Origin of the sequence: Rhizobium sp. BR 315 (genome assembly GCF_050577975.1) — a bacterium.
Taxonomy (GTDB): domain Bacteria; phylum Pseudomonadota; class Alphaproteobacteria; order Rhizobiales; family Rhizobiaceae; genus Rhizobium; species Rhizobium miluonense.
In genome coordinates this window covers 17,424-36,472 of the sequence record NZ_JARWKZ010000030.1, presented here as the reverse complement: position 1 = coordinate 36,472, position 19,049 = coordinate 17,424, and the positions used below count along the sequence as shown (strand labels likewise).

Genomic DNA, 19,049 nt, shown 5'->3' with positions numbered 1-19,049 from the left:
CCACCCGCCGTATCGGACTGGAGGAATTCGATGGAAAAGTCGAAGAGCGCCGGCAGGGCGGGGTACTATTTCTACATGATCCCCGGGATGCTGGGATTTGTGCTGGTGGTGCTCATTCCGCTGATCGCCAATTTCGTGATCAGCTTCACGACATGGAAGGGCGGTGTCATTCCGCCGCGCTATGTCGGCTTTGAAAACTATCAGAGATTGCTGCTGGACAGCCTCTTTTGGAGTTCGATCCAGCATACACTGCTGTTCATCATTTCGATGACCATCGTGCCCATCCTCCTGGGGTTGGTGCTGGCGGCGGTGCTGTTCGACTATATCAGTGCGCAATTCAGCGAGACGTGGTCGAGTTTCTTCCGCGCCGGTTTCTACCTGCCGCAGATTCTGCCCTTGACCGCGGCCGGTGTCCTTTGGGGGTGGATCCTCAACCCCATCGGCATTATCAACGCGGTATTGAAAACCATTGGGCTTGATTTCCTCGCCAAGAACTGGCTGGGAGACGCAAACTATGCGCTTTGGGCCGTTTCCGCCGTCATCGTCTGGGTCCAGGTCGGCTACTGCCTTGTCGTGTTCATGTCCGGATTGGCGCGCGTCGACCCTTCGCTCTACGAGGCGGCCGAACTCGACAATGCGAGCTGGTTCGGGCGCTTCCGCTCCATCACCATTCCGATGCTCATGCCTGAGATTTTCGTGGTGGCGCTGACGACGCTGATCGCGGCACTCAAGGTTTTTGCGCCGATCTACGTGCTGACGTCGGGCGGACCCGACAATGCGACCACGGTGCCATCCTATCTGTCCTACTATCATTTCTTCACGACGAACCGTGTTGGCTATGCTGCGGCCATTGCGACGCTGCAGACCGTCATCACCATCATACTCGGCGTCGTGTTCCTGCGCATGCAATCGAAACAGGCCGAGGGAGGGCACTGACATGGCGATGACGTCTTCGATTTCCGCCCCGGTTGTTTCGGTGCATCACGGCCAGAAGAAAGGGATTGGCCGATGGGTCGTTCTGGCTATCCTGCTTGTTTTCCTTGCGGGTACGCTGTTTCCGTTCTTCCTGGCCGCCTTCAATGCCATAAAGACGCCTTCCGACTATGCCGCCAATGGCCCGCTTGCCTTTCCGCATAGCTTCGACCTGACAGCGCTCAAGAACTTCTGGATGAATGTCGATTTCCCCCGAAAGCTCTTCAACAGCATTCTCATCAGTGGATGTACTGCGATATTGGCCGTCGTTCTCAGCCTGCTGAACGCCTATGCCATCGGCATCGGCCGCGTACGCGGCGGACAGGTGATGCTTGTCATCCTGCTGATCTCGATCATGGCGCCGCAGGAAGCCTTGGTCTATCCGCTCTACTACATGTCCAAGCAGGTCGGCCTGTTCGATTCGATGCTCTCGGTGATCCTGATCATCGGCGTGCTGCACACCGCCTTCGGGACCTATCTTCTGTCTTCGGTGCTGGCGACCTTCCCCCGCGAAATCATCGAGGCGGCGCAGATCGACAATGCTACGCGCTGGCAGATCCTTTGGATGGTCATCGTGCCGGTGCTGCGGCCGACGCTTGCGGTGCTGGCGACCTTCTTCTTCATCTGGACTTGGAACGAGTTCCTGATCCCGCTGGTGTTCCTGGTTTCCAACAACAACCAGACGGTTTCCGTCGCCATGGGCGTGCTGTCGGGTGCCAATACGCAGGAGCCGACCGCGATTGCGGCGGCCTCGCTGCTCGGCATTACGCCGACGGTGATCTTCTTCCTGATTTTCCAACGGACCCTGACGCGCGGTGTCGCCGCAGGTGCCGTCAAATAACCAATGCGGAAGCCTCGTTCCGACTGTGATCGTCGGGCCGGGCGCGATGAATGGCAAGTCTGACGAAGTTCGATTTTTCCGCAGGAGGAGCAAAGTGGCAGGCATCAACATCAAGTCCCTCACCAAGCATTTCGGTGCCGTGCAGGTTCTGAACGACATCGATCTGACGATCGAGCGTGGCGAGTTCGTCGTCTTCCTCGGCGGTTCGGGCTGCGGTAAGTCGACATTGCTGCGTATGATCGCCGGTCTGGAGTCGATCACCAGCGGCGAGATCTGGATCGGCGGACGGCGGGTCGATCAGTTGCCGCCCGGCGAGCGCGGCGTATCGATGGTGTTCCAATCCTATGCGCTCTATCCGCACATGACGGTTCGCGACAACATGTCCTTCGGCCTGCGTAACATCAAGACGCCGAAGACCGAGATCGCCAGGCGCATCGAGGCGGCGGCGAAGATCCTCGAAATGCCGCACCTTCTGGATCGCAAGCCTTCGGCTCTATCAGGCGGCCAGCGCCAGCGTGTTGCGATCGGCCGCGCCATCGTGCGCGAGCCTGATGTCTTCCTCTTCGACGAGCCGCTCTCCAACCTCGACGCCGGCCTGCGCACTCGTACGCGCGTCGAGCTGGCGCAGCTGCATGAGCGGCTGGGTGCAACGATGGTGTTCGTCACCCACGATCAGGTAGAGGCGATGACGCTTGCCGACCGTATCGTGCTGCTCAACAACAAGAAGATCGAGCAAGTCGCTTCGCCTGTCGAGATCTACACGCGCCCTGCGACACGCTATGTCGCCCAGTTCGTCGGCTCACCGGGCATGAACTTCATCAATATAGCTGGCATCGGCGAGGCGGGCGGATTGGCGACGGCGACGTTGCCTGATGGATCGGTCATCAAGACGGCGGTCGGGCTCAACGGCATTTCGAATTCCGGGCTGGCGCTTGGCATCCGCCCGGAGCATCTGGTCGTCACAGCGGCGGAGAAGGGCGATATTGGCGGGCAGGTCGAGACCGTGGAGCGCCTCGGCGACCGTTCACTCGTTCACGTCCGGCTCAGGGACGGTTCCAAAATCATCGGCACGGATCCGGGCATGACCACCATCACTACCGGCTCGCCGATTGCGTTCACCGTCGATGCTGCAAAAGTGTCGATTTTCGATGAAAATGATGTCGCGCATCATAGTGTGATTTGAGAGGAGGATGGCTTTGATGAGGTCCGGAACTCATGGGTTTTCGGACCGCCGATTAGTTGATTGACGAAACCGTCCAATTGGTATGTTATGTCGCCATGTCCACAGCGCACCACAGGAAGAAGCAGCCTTTGTTCGTCCGCCAGCAGTTGCTGGAGGTCGCGGCGCGGCTTGCTTCCGAAAAGGGAATGGCTGCGGTGACGCTGGATGCCGTTTCCGGCGCCTCCGGGGTGAGCAAGGGTGGCCTGCTGCATCACTTCCCCAGCAAGAACATGCTTCTCGAAGCGCTGTTCGACAGCCTGCTGGAGCGGCTGGATGCTGCAATCGAGGAAGCGATGCGCGCGGATCCATTGCCGCATGGTCGCTTTACCCGCGGTTACCTGCATGCGTGCCTGGCACTGCGCGATCAGCCGCAGGGCAACAAGGACTGGGCGCAGGTGACGATGGTGCTGCTTACCGAGCCGCAATTGCGGCAGCGCTGGCACGAGTGGGTGCGCGAGCGCAGCGAGGAATATGTCGGTACGGATTCCTCGGTGGACGCGGCAATCGTCAGGTTGGCGGCCGATGGGATCTGGCTTGCGGACCTGCTCGGTAGTCACGACATGGACGCAAACGCGCGCGCGACGCTCATCGGGCGGCTTGTCGAGCTCACACACCTCTAGGAATCGTCGGAGACATGGGAATGGCGAACGCATCTGTCTATGCAATGCTGCTGGTTGCGATCGTGCTGGAGGTGATCGGCACGACGGCGTTGCAGATGTCGCAGCAGTTCACCCGCCTCGGTCCGACGATCGTTCTGGTGGTTTGCTACACGGCGGCCTTCTATTGCCTTTCGGTAACGTTGCGGGTCATCCCGGTGGGCATCGCCTACGCTATCTGGAGCGCGCTCGGCATCGTGCTGATTTCCGTGGTGGGGTTCGTGCTGTTCCGTCAGAAACTCGACCTTGCCGCCGTCATCGGCCTGGGGTTGATCATTGCCGGCGTGCTCGTCGTCAATCTCTTTTCAAAATCCGTGTCGCACTGAAAACAGAGGTGTTGTTCATGGCCGTTTTTGCCTTTGTCAAATCGCTTTGAAGGTTCTATGTCTCTACAAAGCAGGCTGATGAAGGTTTGAAGTACGGCGCTTTCCCAAAGCGCTTTGGATCGTAAACCTATTCAATCCCAATAGAATTAGAGGAGTGCCGTAATGACTATTCGTGCCGTCGTTTGGGGCGAGAACATTCATGAGCAAACAAACAAAGTCGTCGCCGAGATCTATCCGGAAGGCATGCACAACACCATCGCCAAGGCGCTGAATGCCGATGCCGGTATCCAGGCAACCACTGCAACGTTGCAGGAGCCGGAGCATGGTCTTAGCGAAGCGCGCCTGAAAGACACCGACGTCCTGCTGTGGTGGGGTCACAAGGACCATGGCGCCGTTAACGACGAAGTGGTCGAGCGCGTCGCCAAGCGCGTGTGGGAGGGCATGGGCCTCATCGTCCTGCATTCCGGCCATTTCTCCAAGGTCTTCAAGCGCCTGATGGGCACGCCTTGCGCGCTGAAATGGCGCGAGGCCGGTGAGCGCGAGCGCCTCTGGGTCATCAATCCGCGCCATCCGATCGCGGCTGGTCTGGGCGAGCATTTTGAGCTCGAGAACGAGGAAATGTACGGTGAGCAGTTCTCCGTTCCGGAGCCGCTGGAAACCGTGTTCATCTCCTGGTTCCAGGGCGGCGAAGTTTTCCGCTCGGGCATGACCTGGCGCCGCGGTGCCGGCAACATCTTCTATTTCCGCCCTGGCCATGAGACCTACCCGACCTATCACGACGCCACGGTCCACAAGGTGCTGATCAATTCCGTGAAGTGGGCCCACAATCCGCTCGGCACTCAGGCCAGCATCCATGATGCGCCCAACGTGCCGGTCGAGACGGCGTTGGAGCCGATCGTCGAGCGTGGTCCGAAACTGCACCAGGCCGGCGAAGCCGGTTATCGCTGAGGTATCATATGCGTCTCATAGTAGTTGGCACGGGCGGCATGGCGAAGAACCACGTGGAGCATTTCGCCCGCATTTCTGGCGTCGAAATCGTCGGCGCCGTCGATACTGACGCGACGAGGCTCACCGCCTTTTGCGATATGTTCGACATCAATAAGCGCTTTTCGTCGCTCGACGAGGCGCTGGCCTGGGGCGAGTTCGATGCGGTGACCAATGTCACGCCGGACAAGGCTCACCATCCGACGACCCTGCCGTTGCTTGCCGCCGGCAAGCACGTTCTCTGCGAGAAGCCGCTCGCGGAGAATTATGAAAAGGCGCTCGAGATGACGGAAGCTGCCGAGAGGGCAGGGGTCGTCAATATGGTCAATCTGACCTATCGCAATGTTGCGCAGCTGCAGAAGGCGCGCGAGATGGTGATCTCGGGTGAGATCGGCACGGTCAAGCATGTGGAGGCGTCCTATCTGCAGAGCTGGCTCGTCTCCAAGGCATGGGGCGATTGGCGCAGCGAATCCAAATGGCTCTGGCGCCTGTCGACCGGTCACGGCTCGAACGGCGTTCTCGGCGATATCGGCATTCATATTCTCGATTTCGCCGCTTATGGTGCAGCGACGGATATCGATCACGTCTTCGCCCGCCTCAAGACCTTCGCCAAGGCGCCTGGCGAGCGTATCGGCGAGTATACGCTTGACGCGAACGACAGCTTCTCGATGTCGGTCGACTTTGCCAACGGTGCGCTCGGCGTCGTGCATGCGAGCCGCTGGGCAACGGGACATCTGAACGAGCTGAAGCTTCGCATCTACGGCGAGCGCGGCGGCCTGGAAGTGACCCACAGCCCGAACGGCTCCGAACTGTGCGGTTGCCTTGGTGATGATACCGAAACGGCGACGTGGAGGGTCATCGAGGTGCCGGCGGTCCCGACCAACTACCAGCGGTTTGCCGATGCCGTCATGACCGGCAGCAGCCAGGATCCGAGCTTCCGCCACGCAGCCAACTTGCAGCGCGTGCTGGATCTTGCCATGGTAACGGAAACGGAGCGGCGCGAACTGAAGGTCTGATGTCATAGGCCACCTTCAGGCAAAACCTTGGGAGTGCATGCATGTCCACCGAGGAAAAAGTTGCCAGCCACTACACGCATGGATCGCTGGAAACGGCGATCCTGCAAATCCTGTCGACCAGTGGCAAGGATATCGACAATCTGCGCCTTAGGGACCTCGCCGGTGTCGATGAGTTCCACCTCGGGCGTCATGCCGCCACGGTGGAGTTCGCGCTCGATCTCGATCTTTCCGCCGGTCTGCGGCTTGCCGATATCGGATCGGGGCTCGGCGGGCCTGCCCGCCATTTTGCCGACTCCTACGGATGCGCGGTATCGGGTATCGATCTCACCGAAGAATTCGTTCAGGTCGCCAAGTCGCTGACAGCCCTTTGCGGTCTGGCGGATCTGGTATCCTTCCGGCAGGGAAGCGCCTTGGACTTGCCCTTCGAGAGCGGCAGTTTCGACCGCACGACGCTCATTCATGTCGGCATGAATATCGAGGACAAGGCGAGGCTGTTTGCAGAGATCCGCCGCATTCTCAAGCCGGGTGGCCGGTTCGGGCTCTATGAAATTATGCAGATGCGCGAGGGCACACTACCTTATCCGATGCCCTGGGCGATGGAGCCGGAAACGAGCTTCGTCTGCAGCTCCGATGTCTATCGCCATCTACTCGAAGAAGCCGGCTTTGCGGTGGAGCTGGAGCGGGATCGCAGCGCATTGGCGATCCGGCTGGCGCATGAGGCGCGCGCCAAAGCTGCGGCAGGCGAGGGGCGAGACCCGGGATTCCGAACAGTGATGGGGCCGCGGGCGAGTGAGCGGAGCAGCAATGTCAACATGTCGGTGGAAGCAGGGCTGCTCGCGCCGATCGAGATGATTGCTCGGGCGGTGTGACGGAATGCATCCGGCGTGCTCAAGTGCGGCACATTGACAGCGGTGGGCGTATTTCTGTATTGAAATCTCAACGGTAATGGATTTCTGCCGGGCCATGGTGGCCGAACCGCTGCTCTGATATTTCCAGGGAAGCTGATGACTCCTACTCGAGACGCCTGAAGGGCGAAGGAGTAGAGTCGTGTCCGTTTTCTTGCCGTTATCTCACGCATGTTTCCTATCCTGTATCCCCGGGAAACCGTCCGTCGGCTTCGCGGGAGGGGCAAAATGATGTCCGCATCCGCATATTTTCATCATCGCTTTCAGCAATTTCGCAGCCTGTTCAAATGGATCCTTCTGGTCGTGCCGATGGCTGTCGTCGTCGGCTCGCTCTGCGCGCTTTTTCTTTGGAGCCTGGACAAAGCGACTGCAACGCGCTTCGACCATCCCTGGCTGATCTTCCTGATGCCGGTAGCCGGCTTCCTGATGGTCCTGGTCTACCAGCATTTTGGCCGCGGGTCGGAAGGCGGCAACAATCTGATTGTCGATCAGATCCACGAGCCCGGCGGCGGCGTGCCTTTGCGCATGGCGCCCCTCATTCTGGTCTCGACGGTTCTGACGCATCTGGTCGGGGGTTCGGCGGGGCGCGAGGGGACGGCGGTGCAGCTCGGCGGCAGCATTGCGAGCGCCTTCGCGAGGATCTCCCGGCTCAGCCATGCCGAGATCCGGATCCTCCTCATGGCCGGCATTGCCGCCGGCTTCGGCGCGGTCTTCGGTACGCCGATCGCGGGTGCGGTCTTTGCGCTCGAAGTGCTGACGATCGGGCGAATGCAATATGAAGCCCTGATCCCCGGCCTTGCGGCGGCGATCGCGGCCGACTGGACCTGCCATGCCTGGGGTATCGAGCATATCCAGTATCAGATCGGCTATCTCGCCGGTACGCCGGCAAGCACCTTCCATCTGGATGCGCTGCTGCTCCTCAAGGTCGGCGTCGCAGGTGTCGTGTTCGGCTTGATGGCGCGCTCATTCAGCGAGGTCTCGCATAGGGCGTCGGCGGCCTTCAAGCGGTTATGCGCCTATGCGCCGCTGCGGCCCGTCGTCGCCAGTGCGATCCTGATCGGCCTCGTCTATCTGCTCGGCACGCGGGAATATCTCGGGCTTGGCGTCTGGTCGCCCAATCCCGCCGATGCAACGATCCTCGGCTTTTTCGATCCGGCTCGTGTCGATTACTGGAGCTGGTTCTGGAAGGCGGTCTTTACGATCGTAACGCTCAGCGCCGGCTTCAAGGGCGGCGAGGTGACGCCGCTGTTCTTCATCGGTGCGGCGCTCGGCAACGCGCTTGCCGCCATTCTCGGCGCGCCGGCTGATCTCTTTGCCGCATTGGGCTTTGTTGCCGTCTTTGCCGGCGCTACCAACACGCCGCTCGCCTGCATGATCATGGGTGTCGAGCTGTTCGGCGCGACGCACACCGTCTATCTCGCCGTCGCCTGCTTCCTTGCCTATATCTGCAGCGGCCATACCAGCATCTATCTGTCGCAGCGTCTCGGCATCGTGAAGGGTGCTGCTTCCAGTCACATCCCCGCGGATGTGCCGCTTCGCCATATCCGCGAACGCGGCTTGGAAACGCGGCGGGAAAATGTCCACAAGATCGAAAAGCTTTGAAACAAGGTCGACTGGAGGCTGTCGTGCTCTATTTCGTCGTGTTTCTCGGTGCAGGATTGGGCAGGCATTCCGTCTCAGCATCAACGAGGCGGTCGCTCGCCTGCTCGGGGTCGAATTTCCGTTCGGCACGCTCATCATCAATGTGCTCGGGCGTTCGTCATGCGGCTGCTGACCGAGTATTTCACCTTTGCGGCGTATGTCGCAGGAGGTGCGGTTGTTCCTGACAACCGGCGTTCTTGGCGGGTTCACGACATTTTCGACCTTTGCGCTGGAAAGCGTGGGTGCTATGGGAGCGCGGCCAGTGGATACCGTCCATCGCGTATATTTTCTTGTCCGTTTTCCCATCGATTGTGGTGTTGATAGCGGGATTTGCAATTGTCCGGCTAATAATTCAGCCTTAAACGGCGTAACGAAATTGTGTCGGCAGATTTCGCCGCATTTTTGCCGATTCTGAGGTGAATGCCTCCGGGAATCGCTAAGGATTCTGTCCATGACAAACTACCGCTCGTTGCGAACGGACTCTCTTGCGAAATTCGACTAATCAACTCATATAATCGGCTATTGTAATCATCGCATAACAAAGGAGTTGGGTGTCAATCGGGAGGGACAGGCGAATATCCCAAGTTTTAAGCCTGGCACCCCTTCGGGATTTGCGTTCCTCCGGGCCGGCAACTTCCTCCTAGGCAGCCCTTAAAGACAGACATGACGGAGAGCCCCTTGAGCGCACCTGCTCCCACTTCCAACCAATCCCATGCTCCGGAACAGACCTTTGGCACGGCCGGCATTGCGCCGATGGATCGCCCCAGCGCCATGACGCGCTTCTTCATGGGCATCGTCGCCTGGGCCGAAAGCCTCAATCTGAAATATGCCAAGCTCGGCAATCCGCCTGTTTATGATACGGCGACCTTCCCTTGGGCTGCAGAGATCGAGAAGGATTACCCCGCAATCCGCGCCGAGCTGGAAAAGGTACTGCTGCGCCAGAGCGAGCTGCCGACTTTCCAGGACATCTCCACCGACGTAAAGACGATTTCGACCGATACCCGCTGGAAGACCTTCTTCCTTCTCGGTTTCGGCGTGAAGTCCGAGCAGAACATCAAGGCGTGCCCGAATACCTGGGCGGCCGTGCAGAAGATCCCCGGCCTGACGACAGCAATGTTCTCGATCTTCGAGCCAGGCAAGCATCTTCCGGCCCATCGCGGTCCCTATAACGGCGTGCTTCGCCTGCATCTCGGCCTCATCGTGCCGGAGCCGAACGAGAAACTTGCTATCCGCGTCGACAAGCAGGTTTGCCACTGGCAGGAAGGCAAGGCGCTGATTTTCGACGACGCTTATGAGCACGAAGCCTGGAACCATTCCGACAAGACCCGCGTGGTGCTCTTCGTCGATTTCGTAAAGCCGCTGAAGTTCCCGGCCCGCATCGTCAACTGGGCCCTGATGAACCTGGCGATCTTCACGCCCTTCATCAAGGAAGGCCTCGACAATCACAAGGAATGGGAAAAGAAGTTCTACGCCGAAGCAGAGGCATTCAGAAATCGCCCGAAGGCCTGATCACCTTGGCCGGCGAGTTTAACGAAAACCCCGGAACCCTTGCGGATTCCGGGGTTTTATTTTTGTCGATCAGAGGCAAGCGTTAAGCAGGCTTATCCGTCTCTTCGGCGTCGTCCTCTTCGTAATACTCTTCTTCTGGCTCAGCCGCAGCGGATTTGCCGTCCAGCTTGCCGAGCAGCGCCGAGATGGCATTGTCGCCGTCGAAGCCGGCCTCCTTGAGCAAGCGGTCGAGGATCGGCTTGTTCGCCTGGTAGGAGAGCAGCTGGCCGGCAAGGCCTTCACCGAGGCCGACGCCACTGCCGCCAGTGGCACCGTTGCCGTTGCGGCCGAGCATGCCACCGGTGTCGAAGATCCTGATATCAGAGATCTTCTCGATCGGCTTGACGGCCTCGGCAAGAGCGGCGGGCACGATGCGGATGCGCTCGCGGGTGATCTCGAATTCGATGATGGCGGGGCTGAGCTTGTTGCGGGCTTCGTTGAGCAGCGCCTCGCTTTCGGCTGTCGCCTTACCGGTTTCCAGAATGCCCTTGGCCTTGATGATCGCGGCATCCGCTTCAGCCGTTGCCAGCGTCTTGATGGCCTCCGCCTGGTCGGTCGCCGCCTGCTTTTCGGCTTCTGCCGCAATCGTGACGGCGGTTGCCTGGGTCTGAGCGCGCTTCTGCGCGTCGATCACGGCGATCTGCTTTTCACGTTCTGCAATCTCAACGGCCTTGGCGGTGCCGACCTTTTCTTCGGCAGCGATAGCGAGTGCGCGGGCAGCTTCTGCCTTCGCCTTGGCTTCCGACTCCTCACGGCTCTTGTTGGAAACCGCAATGGCGCTTTCCTGCGCGACGATCTGAATGTCGCGGCGGGCTTCGGTGTCGCGCTGCTGTACTGCGCGGGTCGAGTCGATGTTGGCGGATTCGCGGGCCTGCTTTGCTGCCGCCTCGCGCTCGGCGATCGCCTGTTCAGCCGCGATGCGGGCTTCCTCTTCCGCGCGCTTGGCGGCCTGTTCCTGCTGCGCGGTTTCAGCGCGGGTTGCGGCTGATTTGTTGGCGATGTCGCGCTGCTGGTTCAGCTCGGCTTCGCGCTTCGTCCGCTCGATCGTCAACGACTGCTGACGGGCCTCTAGGTCCTTCTGGGCGATGGCGACTTCGGTATCGCGGACGACCTCGTTGCGTTCCTTCTTGCGCGCTTCGGTAACGCGGGTCAGCGCGGCAAGACCATGCGCGTCGAAGAAGTTGTTGGCATTGAAGTGCTTGATATCGGTCTGGTCGAGGCGTGTCAGCGACACGGATTCCAGTTCGAGACCGTTGGACTGCAGGTCGGAACCGACGGCATCCTGCACGGCTTTGACGAAGTCCATGCGTTGTTCCTGCAGCGCATCGAGGTTCATCGTGGCCGCAACCGAACGCAGGCTGTCGACGAATTTTGCTTCGATCAACTGGCGCAGTTGCTCGCTGTCGTTGGTGCGGCTGCCGAGCGTTTGTGCGGCAAGAGCGATGGAAGAGCTGTCTGGCTTAACGCGGACGTAGAACTCGGCGCCGATATCGACGCGCATGCGGTCTTTGGTGATCAGCGCGTCATTCTCGCCGCGCTGGACTTCCAGGCGCAAGGTCTTGAGGTTGACGCGGGCGATCGAGTGGAAGATCGGCAGGACGACGGAACCGCCGTCGAGGACGACTTTCTGACCGCCGAGGCCGGTCCGCACATAGGCTTCATCCCGGCTCGAGCGGACATAGAGCGAGGCAAGGACAAAGCCGATCCCGAGGATCAGGACGACGCCGATGCCTGCGGGAACTATAAGGTCGTAAAGGTCGGTCATGAAGGTTGCTCCGTAGAGGATTTATCACCGGACTCCATAAGGTCCGATGGGGCGGAAACTGCGACGAAGATGTCGGCCTTGCGGTCCACAAGCAGAACTTTCGCGCCGATCGGCAAAGGGTTTTCGCCCTTGGCGGCGCTGGCGCGCAGCTGATGCCAGTTGCCATAGGCATCCTTGACGCTGACGCGGCCGGGCAGGCCCTGATCCAGAGGGCCGATGGTAACCGTGCCGGTGCGGCCGACGAAATCCGCGGTGTCGACGGCATAGCTTTCATCGCGGGGGATGAGCCGCGCGATGGTACGGGTTGAGCCTCTCACCAGCGGAATGGTGAGAACGGTGGCGGGAAGGGCCGCGACGATTGCCGGCAGCGGTGCAGAGATACTATCGGCGACCGTCTGTACGGCGAAGCCGGTGATGGCGAACATGCCGAGCAGCAGCATGATCAGGATCAGCAGCGGCACACCGCCGATATTGATCCAGGAAAGCAGGCCGGCGAGTACGCCTGCATGCCCATCGAAATGCGGCTTGCCGATGAGTTCGCTCAATGAGAAGCCGAGCAGCATCGACAGGATTTCGATGACGGTCAGTCCGATCAGGATCATTGCCGCAATGGCAAAGGGCGCACATTCGGGTGCGAGAAACAGGTGCATCGTTTACTGGCCGTTGGCCTTGAAGCGGGCAAGGCGTGCTTCGATAGCCTGCTCCCGGTGCAGGCGGTCGAGCTCGTCGAGCTCGGCACTGGTTGCGGGTTCGCCAGCCGGCACGCCGGTCAGGCGGGAGACCGCGGCTGCTGCGCGCGCAGCGCCGGACGTCGACGTTGCACGCGGATTTCCGCCTGTTGCTTCCTCTGGCGTGTGGCGGGCAATGCTGCGCTTGAAATCGACCAGACGCGCTTCCGCTTCACGGCGGGTGGCAAGCACAGCCTGCAACGCCTTCTGGCCCTCGTCGATCTGCTCGTTCGCATCTGCCAGCGCCTTGTCGAGCGCGGCAATCTGGGCTTCGAGGTCGATCTGGCGGGCGACGCCAGCCTTGGCGAGATCGTCGCGGTCGGTGGAGACGGCAAGCCGGATCTTGTCGTCGAGGGCTGCGAGGTCATCGACGATTTCGTTGCGGCGGCTCTGAATGCGGTATTCCTCTGCACGTGCCTTGCCCAGATCGGCGCGGGCATCGTCTGCGGCTGCATCGATCTCCCGCAAAGCCTGCTCGATGACCGCGATCTTGTTTGTGCCTTCCACCTTGTCGATGGCGGTGTTGGCGAGGCCGGCGATCAGCCGCCCCATGCGGGAAAGAATGCCTTCGTTCGTCATGATGTTTTCCTCCGTTCGGCGGGAGTTGGGCGTTACGCCGATGTGAATCGCGTAGTGGCCGTCATCGGCGATCAAATAGGCGGGAAAGACGCTCTCCCAGCCCTTGAAATAACCGGCCACATCGAAGGGCACGGCGACGCGGCCGCGCACCGTCGAGATTGTCAGGTCTGACGGGCCCTTGATGGCAAAGAGTTTTTCATCGAGAGGCAGGCGGTTGGTGTCTGCCAAATCACCTCTACTGACCGCAAAAACGCGCAGGCCGAGTGTTACGAGGCGCGCGGGCAAGGCGGTGCGTTCGCGGATGGTTTCATAAGCAAGCTCATGAAGCGTAACCAGATTCGCGCCAGTTCTGTCCGGAACGATCTCTGTTAGCAGCGTCATCATCTGCCTGTATGCGGCGAAGGTCTCCTCCATTGCCTGTCGTGCCGTTACATCGGGGGCAAGTTCGTATCGCAGATGCGTCGGATGCGCTGGAGCAGGTGCCTTGGCCATGCACATCAAGTAAAGTACCGCTCAGGTGCTTTTCAAGGGATTGCACAGGCAAAGATGGATGAATTGTAATGAAGCATGGGCCGCATAGGTTGCAAAAACTTGATGCTTCGTGCTGCCTATGCGTGATCGCGACCGAGATCGTCTTCCCGCTTATGTGGGAATCGCCGCTGGATTGCGGCCATATTCGAGCGATGCCGCGCGCCCGGGAGGGGCGCGAAACATCTGTCCGATTAAGGTCGCTGGTCTGTTGGTTATTTCACCGTTCGCACGATCGCTGCGCCGGCGGTCATGCCGCCGCCGAAAGCGACGAGGCCAAGATTGAGCGGCTCGGAGTGTTCTTTGGCGACATGCAGCATGGCGAGCGGGATGCTCGAAGAGCTGGTGTTGCCATAGGTCTCGATGACGCTGAGTGCTGGGCGACCGCTGCGCTTGGCAATGGTGTCGATGATACGCTGGTTGGCCTGATGCGGCACGAGCAGATCGATATTGGCAAGCTCGATGCCGGCATCGACGCAGGCATTCTCGATCGAGCGGGTCATCGAATGTACCGCTTCGGTGAAGACCGTGCGGCCGTTCATGGCGATGACGCCATCGTCCGGCAGCGGAACGTAGAGCAGATCGCCCGGTTCCGGCCGGCCGCTGACGATCGGGCGGTTCGCGGTAAAGAGCGGGTTGCGCGCCATGTCGCGGCTGGTCACGAGGCTGGCCGTGGCGGCGTCGCCAAAGAGGATTGCCGTGGAGAAATCCTTCATATCGAGCAGCGGCGACAATACTTCCGAGGTGATGATGAGCACCTTGGCGTCGTTCTGCTGCGCGATGAAATCATAGGCCTGCTGCAATGCGTAGAGATAGCCGGAGCAGGCCGCACCCATGTCGTAGGCGGCAAGCGAGGGGCGCACACCATCTTCGGCGACGGCAACCGCGACACGGCTTGCCAGCGACGGTGTGGCGATGTCAGGCGTTCCGGTGGCGGCGATTACCAGATCGATATCGTGGATCGAGATCTGATTCTGCTGTAGCAGGTCGCGCGTGGCTTTCGTGGCAAGGCTCAGCGTGCCTTCGTCGGGGCCGACCCAGAAGCGACTCTTGATGCCGGTTAAGGCGAAGATCTCGTCGGCGCGCCGGCTCGGCCAATGATGGATAATCTCGTCGTTGGTGACGCGGCGGCCACCGGTCGCAAAGCCAATGCCGTGGACGGCGATCTCCGAGAAACTGCCGGAATGGCGGCGCAACGCCGGAATCGTGTGCGACTTCAGGCGGCGCAGCACGAATTTGTTCTGCACTTCCGAAGCAAGAGCGAAATTCCGTTCGCTCGTCTCGCGATTGGCGTCGACGGTCAGAAGCGGGCTGTCGGTGGCGATCTGATCGCCGACCTTGGCGAAGACTTCCTGCACGACACCGCCGATATTGGCGCAGATCTCCACCGAAGCCTTCGTCGCTTCGACGACGGCGACGAGCTGGCCGACCTCAATCGTATCGCCCGGCTTGACCAGCACGTCAGTGACCAGCACGTTTTCATCGGCGGGGCCGGAGCCGATCGCCTTGATGGCTGCGGTCGGGCCGCTGTCGTCCTCTTCGTGCCAGGTGACCTCGCATTCGAGAACTTCGGCCATCAGGTCGACTAGCTTGCTGTAGGACGGCAATGTCTCGAGCTGGTTGCGGAAATTGAAGGGAACGTGTGCATCCGAGCGAGCAAGCCTGCGAACGACAACCGGTACGTCTGTCTTCTCGGTAACAGTGGCGATGATCTCAGCGCCCATGCCGACGGTGCGGTTGTCCTCATGGACGACGATCAGGCGGCGGGTGCGCCTCGCGCTTGCCAGCACTTCCTTTTCGTCCCAGGGCGAAATCGAGCGGAGGTCGATCACTTCGACCGAGAAGCCCTGGGCTTCGAAGGCCTTGGCGGCATTGGCGCATAGCGAGACCGTGTTGCCGTAGCTGACCAGCGTCAGGTCGCGGCCGCGGGTAACGTGGCGCGACAGTCCGGGATGGACGAAATGCTTGTCGAGGTCGGTCGAAGTACGCCCGTCCGAATTGTTAAGCACCGCCTTGGGATACATGAAGACGGTGGGGCGCCGCGATTGGAAGGCGGCATTGAGCAGACCGGCCGCATCGCCGGCGCTGGAGGGCATGACGACGTCGATGCCGGGCGTGTGCGCGAGCATGCTCTCGAAGCTCTGGGCATGGAAGGGACCAAGGCCCGGCTTGTAGCCGCCGCAGCTCACCATAAGGATGACCGGAGCTTCCCAGGCGCCATTGGTGCGCCAGAACATGCTGCCCATCTCCGAAACGATCTGGTTATAGGCGAGAGGGAGGAAATCGGCGAATTGCAGGAAGGCGACCGGCCGCTGGCCGGCGAGCGCACGGCCGACGGCGGTGCCGACGATGGTGGATTCGCTGAGGGCCGCATTGCGCACGCGGTCGGGATATCTGGTGCTGAGGCCGCGGGTGACGCCGAAGACATCGCCCTTCGGGTCTTCGATATCCTGGCCGAACAATACGACCTCGGGATTGGCGGCGAGCTGCCGCTCGAGCACATCGTTCAGCGCCTCGCGCATCGTGAGCGTCGCTTCGCGTTCGTTGCCGCGATATTCCGCCGATTGGCTGAAAGAAGTGGGGTAGGGAGCCTTGGCTTCCGGCTCGACCTTGGGAGCATCCTCCTTGCGCGCAAGGGCGGCCTCGGCCTGCACCTCGGCTGTCAGCTCACGCTCGATTTTCTCAAGCGCAGCGGCGCCGACGCCTGCGTTCTGCAGCATGGCCCGCAAGTTGGGCAGCGGATCGCGCGAGGAACTCGCTTCGATTTCCAGCGTCGTACGATAGGTCTTTTGATCATCGGCATTGGTGTGATCAGACAGGCGCTCGACGTTGAGAAGCACGATGCTTGGCGCGCGGCTGTCGCGGCTGTAGCGAACGGCCTTGCGGAAGGCTTCACGCGAGGCCGTCAGGTCGTCGCCGTCGGTGCGAATAATGTCGACGCCATAGAATGAGGAAGCCGGGCCGTCTGGCAAGTCGAAGAAGGTCTGCTTGCTCGTGCGCGTCGAGATCGAGAAGCTGTTGTCCTCGATGACGAAGACGACGGGATACTGGCCGCGCACGGCTTCGGCGACAGCTTCAACGAACTCGCCCTGCTGTGTCGTACCATCGCCGACGCAGCAGATGGCGATCGGCTTGCCGTGCCGGTGCTTCAGCGCCGCGCCGACGCCGGCTGCGTGCAATGCATTGTTACCGACCGGGCCAACGATCGAAGTGATGTTGAGAGCGCGAGAGGAAAGATGCGCGCTCATCTGCCGGCCGGCGGAATGAGAATTGGCAGTCGCGAGCAGGCTTGAGAAAAATTCGCGGATTGGCATGCCGCGGGCCAGCATCAGGGCCTTGTCGCGATAGTGCAGATGCAGCCAGTCATTATCCTGGAGGAATTCGTTGAGCAGCGCCGTCGACTCATGCCCGGCGCCGGAAACGTGAAAATGTGCTATTCCTTGCTTGATGAATTCTCGTTCAAGCCGGTCTATTTCTCTGGAAATGAAAAATATTCTATGAAGTTGCTTGAGGTATTCTGTGCTGAACCTCCCTTCCATCTCAATGATTTTCCTAATCTTTCATTGCTAATAAATCGCGTGGACCTAGGTAATCCCCTAGGGGGGCTTTTTCAATACACGTTAGATGACAATATCTTCCCGGTTTGAAACGGAATTACGTGCCTTCTCGGGTCGAAGTTTTTCGGAATGTTTCTATCCACAGGGCGTACCTCGATAAACGCATCCGTCGGGGTGCCGGGCGGATAGCGATTTTTCGAAAGCGGTTCTAGCCTGATTTGCGGATGGTGGCGTTGCTGCTCCGCCTTGCCGCCGTGGCCTGTTCTTCCTTAAGGATCAGTTCCTTCGGCTTCTTGCCGATGATCTCCTTGCGGCCCTTCTTCGAGAAGGGCTGGGTGAGCTGGGCGAGGAAGCCTTTGGCGACTTTGCCGGTGATGCCGATATCCGTGGAGGAGGGGCGCGCCGGATTATGGAAGGTGCCGAGCAGCTGATCCCAGATCACGAGATTTTCGCCATAATTGGTGTTGCCCTCGGCAAGCACCTTGGAATGATGCCAGCGATGCAGCCGCGGCGTCGAGAAGATCCAGTCGAGCGGCCCGGTGCGCATGTCGACATTGCAGTGCGTGAGCAGACCGATGAAGGCCGTCACCGCACCGATCCAGAGGAAGACGGGCAGCGGGGCGCCGAGCAGATAGAGCGGGATTTGGCCGAGCGCGATCTTGAACAGCGTATCGATGACATGGAAACGGCCGGTATTGATGACCCATAGGCGTTCGACGCTGTGATGCAGCGCATGGAAGCGCCATAGCGACAGATGCTCATGGGCGAGGCGATGCGCCATGTAGAGGCCGAATTCGGCGATGATGAGGCCGAGCGCCACCTGGAAGATCATCGGCCACTGGTCCGGCCAGAAGCGAGAATGGTAGCTCAGCATCGGCTGCGCCACCGTCGCCACTGCCATGGGAAAGGACGTGCCGATGGCGGCGGCGATCTGTACGCCCCCCTTGGTCAGCAGCGTATGGGCGACATCGTTGAATGTCTCGCCATCGCGCTTCAGCCAGGTTTTCTCATAGGGCATTAGCCGCTCGAAGAGCGCGATCACCGCTACCGTCGAGAGATAGACGACATTGAACCAGAGGAGGTGCATGTTCGATTCGAAGGCGAAATAGGCGCCGGTCAATCCAGCGCAGAAGATTGCCGGCCACAACAGGGCTGAAACAGCAGCGTAAAGACGCGAACTGCTTTGAAATGTCATGCCATCATCCTCAGATACTGACCATCGAATAATTTTCGCGTGAGCAAGCGCGATATGTAGCGTGATGATTGTGGAGTCGAAAGTGAAATTTTTCCACCCTCACTGACGGCCGGCAAAACCTTGGGAAGGTATGGGCGTGCGGATAGAGAAAGCTGGATCCGAATATTGGGATGCGTGGGCGCGGTTGCGCGCTGAGCTTTGGCCCGATGGTTCGGTCGAGCATCACCGTTCCGAGCTTGAACGGCTTGGTTCCGCTGAGGGCAGTATTGGGTTCGTGGCGATCGATGCGGCAGACCATGCTATTGGTTTTGCTGAAGCGGCATTGCGGCACGATTACGTCAATGGCTGCGAAACCTCGCCTGTCCTATTTCTCGAGGGTATTTATGTTCGCAGAGAAAGTCGCGGGCAGGGCGCGGCACAGGCGTTATGCGAGGCCGTTGCCGTATGGGGACGGGCCGCCGGATGCACGGAATTTGCGTCCGATGCTTTGATCGACAATCTTGAGAGCCACACTTTCCACGTAGCGCTCGGCTTCGTCGAAACCGAGCGCGTCGTTTATTTTCGCAAGTCTCTGTAGCAAAAATTG

At 60.1% G+C, this 19,049-nt stretch carries 16 protein-coding genes, 1 pseudogene and 1 riboswitch; of the genes and pseudogenes, 12 read left to right on the top strand and 5 right to left on the bottom strand.

Annotation, left to right across the window (positions count from 1 at the left end; translation table 11 throughout):
• Positions 1-30 precede the first annotated feature (30 nt).
• From QD409_RS23650 to QD409_RS23600, 11 genes and pseudogenes are all read left to right on the top strand, one after another.
• Positions 31-936: a carbohydrate ABC transporter permease gene (locus tag QD409_RS23650; protein WP_092853550.1), complete on the top strand. Its 906-nt coding sequence runs from the start codon at positions 31-33 to the stop codon at positions 934-936.
• A gap of 1 nt (position 937) precedes the next feature.
• Positions 938-1,813: a carbohydrate ABC transporter permease gene (locus tag QD409_RS23645; RefSeq protein WP_092853551.1), complete on the top strand. Its 876-nt coding sequence runs from the start codon at positions 938-940 to the stop codon at positions 1,811-1,813.
• Positions 1,814-1,907: 94 nt separating this feature from the next.
• Complete coding sequence (locus QD409_RS23640) at positions 1,908-2,996, top strand: ABC transporter ATP-binding protein (RefSeq protein ID WP_430763813.1); 1,089 nt, start codon at positions 1,908-1,910, stop codon at positions 2,994-2,996.
• Between the two features lie 95 nt (positions 2,997-3,091).
• Complete coding sequence (locus QD409_RS23635) at positions 3,092-3,655, top strand: TetR/AcrR family transcriptional regulator (protein WP_092853555.1); 564 nt, start codon at positions 3,092-3,094, stop codon at positions 3,653-3,655.
• Between the two features lie 20 nt (positions 3,656-3,675).
• Positions 3,676-4,017, top strand: a complete 342-nt coding sequence (locus QD409_RS23630; protein ID WP_092853557.1) for an SMR family transporter — start codon at positions 3,676-3,678, stop codon at positions 4,015-4,017.
• A 162-nt stretch (positions 4,018-4,179) separates the two neighbouring features.
• A complete protein-coding gene (locus QD409_RS23625) occupies positions 4,180-4,965 on the top strand; it encodes a ThuA domain-containing protein (protein WP_430763812.1) in 786 nt (261 codons plus the stop codon).
• A gap of 8 nt (positions 4,966-4,973) precedes the next feature.
• Positions 4,974-6,017 carry a Gfo/Idh/MocA family protein gene (locus QD409_RS23620; protein WP_430763811.1) on the top strand — a complete coding sequence of 348 codons (1,044 nt, stop codon included), beginning with the start codon at positions 4,974-4,976 and terminating at the stop codon, positions 6,015-6,017.
• A 41-nt stretch (positions 6,018-6,058) separates the two neighbouring features.
• Positions 6,059-6,886: a class I SAM-dependent methyltransferase gene (locus QD409_RS23615; protein WP_092853563.1), complete on the top strand. Its 828-nt coding sequence runs from the start codon at positions 6,059-6,061 to the stop codon at positions 6,884-6,886.
• 63 nt (positions 6,887-6,949) lie between these two features.
• Positions 6,950-7,038, top strand: a riboswitch (Fluoride riboswitch).
• Positions 7,039-7,153: 115 nt separating this feature from the next.
• A complete protein-coding gene (locus tag QD409_RS23610; RefSeq protein ID WP_430763810.1) occupies positions 7,154-8,524 on the top strand; it encodes a voltage-gated chloride channel family protein in 1,371 nt (456 codons plus the stop codon).
• 23 nt (positions 8,525-8,547) lie between these two features.
• Positions 8,548-8,925 (top strand): annotated as a pseudogene (gene crcB / locus QD409_RS23605) (fluoride efflux transporter CrcB).
• 301 nt (positions 8,926-9,226) lie between these two features.
• A complete protein-coding gene (locus tag QD409_RS23600; RefSeq protein ID WP_092853567.1) occupies positions 9,227-10,072 on the top strand; it encodes an aspartyl/asparaginyl beta-hydroxylase domain-containing protein in 846 nt (281 codons plus the stop codon).
• Between the two features lie 82 nt (positions 10,073-10,154).
• Here the strand turns inward: QD409_RS23600 and QD409_RS23595 are convergent, their stop codons facing one another.
• From QD409_RS23595 to QD409_RS23575, 5 genes are all read right to left on the bottom strand, one after another.
• A complete protein-coding gene (locus tag QD409_RS23595; RefSeq protein WP_430763809.1) occupies positions 10,155-11,876 on the bottom strand; it encodes a flotillin family protein in 1,722 nt (573 codons plus the stop codon).
• Positions 11,873-12,526 (bottom strand): OB-fold-containig protein, encoded by a 654-nt coding sequence (locus tag QD409_RS23590; protein WP_430763808.1) that lies wholly within the window; start codon positions 12,524-12,526, stop codon positions 11,873-11,875. Before QD409_RS23590 ends, QD409_RS23595 begins: the two co-directional genes overlap by 4 nt.
• A 3-nt stretch (positions 12,527-12,529) precedes the next feature.
• A complete protein-coding gene (locus QD409_RS23585) occupies positions 12,530-13,681 on the bottom strand; it encodes a PspA/IM30 family protein (RefSeq protein WP_430763807.1) in 1,152 nt (383 codons plus the stop codon).
• A gap of 245 nt (positions 13,682-13,926) precedes the next feature.
• Complete coding sequence (locus tag QD409_RS23580) at positions 13,927-17,250, bottom strand: thiamine pyrophosphate-dependent enzyme (RefSeq protein ID WP_092853575.1); 3,324 nt, start codon at positions 17,248-17,250, stop codon at positions 13,927-13,929.
• 226 nt (positions 17,251-17,476) lie between these two features.
• Positions 17,477-18,463 carry a sterol desaturase family protein gene (locus tag QD409_RS23575; protein ID WP_092853577.1) on the bottom strand — a complete coding sequence of 329 codons (987 nt, stop codon included), beginning with the start codon at positions 18,461-18,463 and terminating at the stop codon, positions 17,477-17,479.
• Between the two features lie 130 nt (positions 18,464-18,593).
• Here QD409_RS23575 and aac(6') point away from each other — a divergent pair, with 130 nt between their 5' ends.
• A complete protein-coding gene (gene aac(6') / locus QD409_RS23570) occupies positions 18,594-19,040 on the top strand; it encodes an aminoglycoside 6'-N-acetyltransferase (protein ID WP_167668047.1) in 447 nt (148 codons plus the stop codon).
• Positions 19,041-19,049 lie beyond the last annotated feature (9 nt).

Coding starts and splice junctions, on each gene's coding strand:
- QD409_RS23650 (WP_092853550.1), top strand. CDS start 31: ATGGAAAAGTCGAAGAGCGCCGGCAGGGCGGGGTACTATTTCTACATG.
- QD409_RS23645 (WP_092853551.1), top strand. CDS start 938: ATGGCGATGACGTCTTCGATTTCCGCCCCGGTTGTTTCGGTGCATCAC.
- QD409_RS23635 (WP_092853555.1), top strand. CDS start 3,092: ATGTCCACAGCGCACCACAGGAAGAAGCAGCCTTTGTTCGTCCGCCAG.
- QD409_RS23630 (WP_092853557.1), top strand. CDS start 3,676: ATGGCGAACGCATCTGTCTATGCAATGCTGCTGGTTGCGATCGTGCTG.
- QD409_RS23625 (WP_430763812.1), top strand. CDS start 4,180: ATGACTATTCGTGCCGTCGTTTGGGGCGAGAACATTCATGAGCAAACA.
- QD409_RS23620 (WP_430763811.1), top strand. CDS start 4,974: ATGCGTCTCATAGTAGTTGGCACGGGCGGCATGGCGAAGAACCACGTG.
- QD409_RS23615 (WP_092853563.1), top strand. CDS start 6,059: ATGTCCACCGAGGAAAAAGTTGCCAGCCACTACACGCATGGATCGCTG.
- QD409_RS23610 (WP_430763810.1), top strand. CDS start 7,154: ATGTCCGCATCCGCATATTTTCATCATCGCTTTCAGCAATTTCGCAGC.
- QD409_RS23600 (WP_092853567.1), top strand. CDS start 9,227: ATGACGGAGAGCCCCTTGAGCGCACCTGCTCCCACTTCCAACCAATCC.
- QD409_RS23595 (WP_430763809.1), bottom strand. CDS start 11,876: ATGACCGACCTTTACGACCTTATAGTTCCCGCAGGCATCGGCGTCGTC.
- QD409_RS23590 (WP_430763808.1), bottom strand. CDS start 12,526: ATGCACCTGTTTCTCGCACCCGAATGTGCGCCCTTTGCCATTGCGGCA.
- QD409_RS23585 (WP_430763807.1), bottom strand. CDS start 13,681: ATGTGCATGGCCAAGGCACCTGCTCCAGCGCATCCGACGCATCTGCGA.
- QD409_RS23580 (WP_092853575.1), bottom strand. CDS start 17,250: ATGGAAGGGAGGTTCAGCACAGAATACCTCAAGCAACTTCATAGAATA.
- QD409_RS23575 (WP_092853577.1), bottom strand. CDS start 18,463: ATGACATTTCAAAGCAGTTCGCGTCTTTACGCTGCTGTTTCAGCCCTG.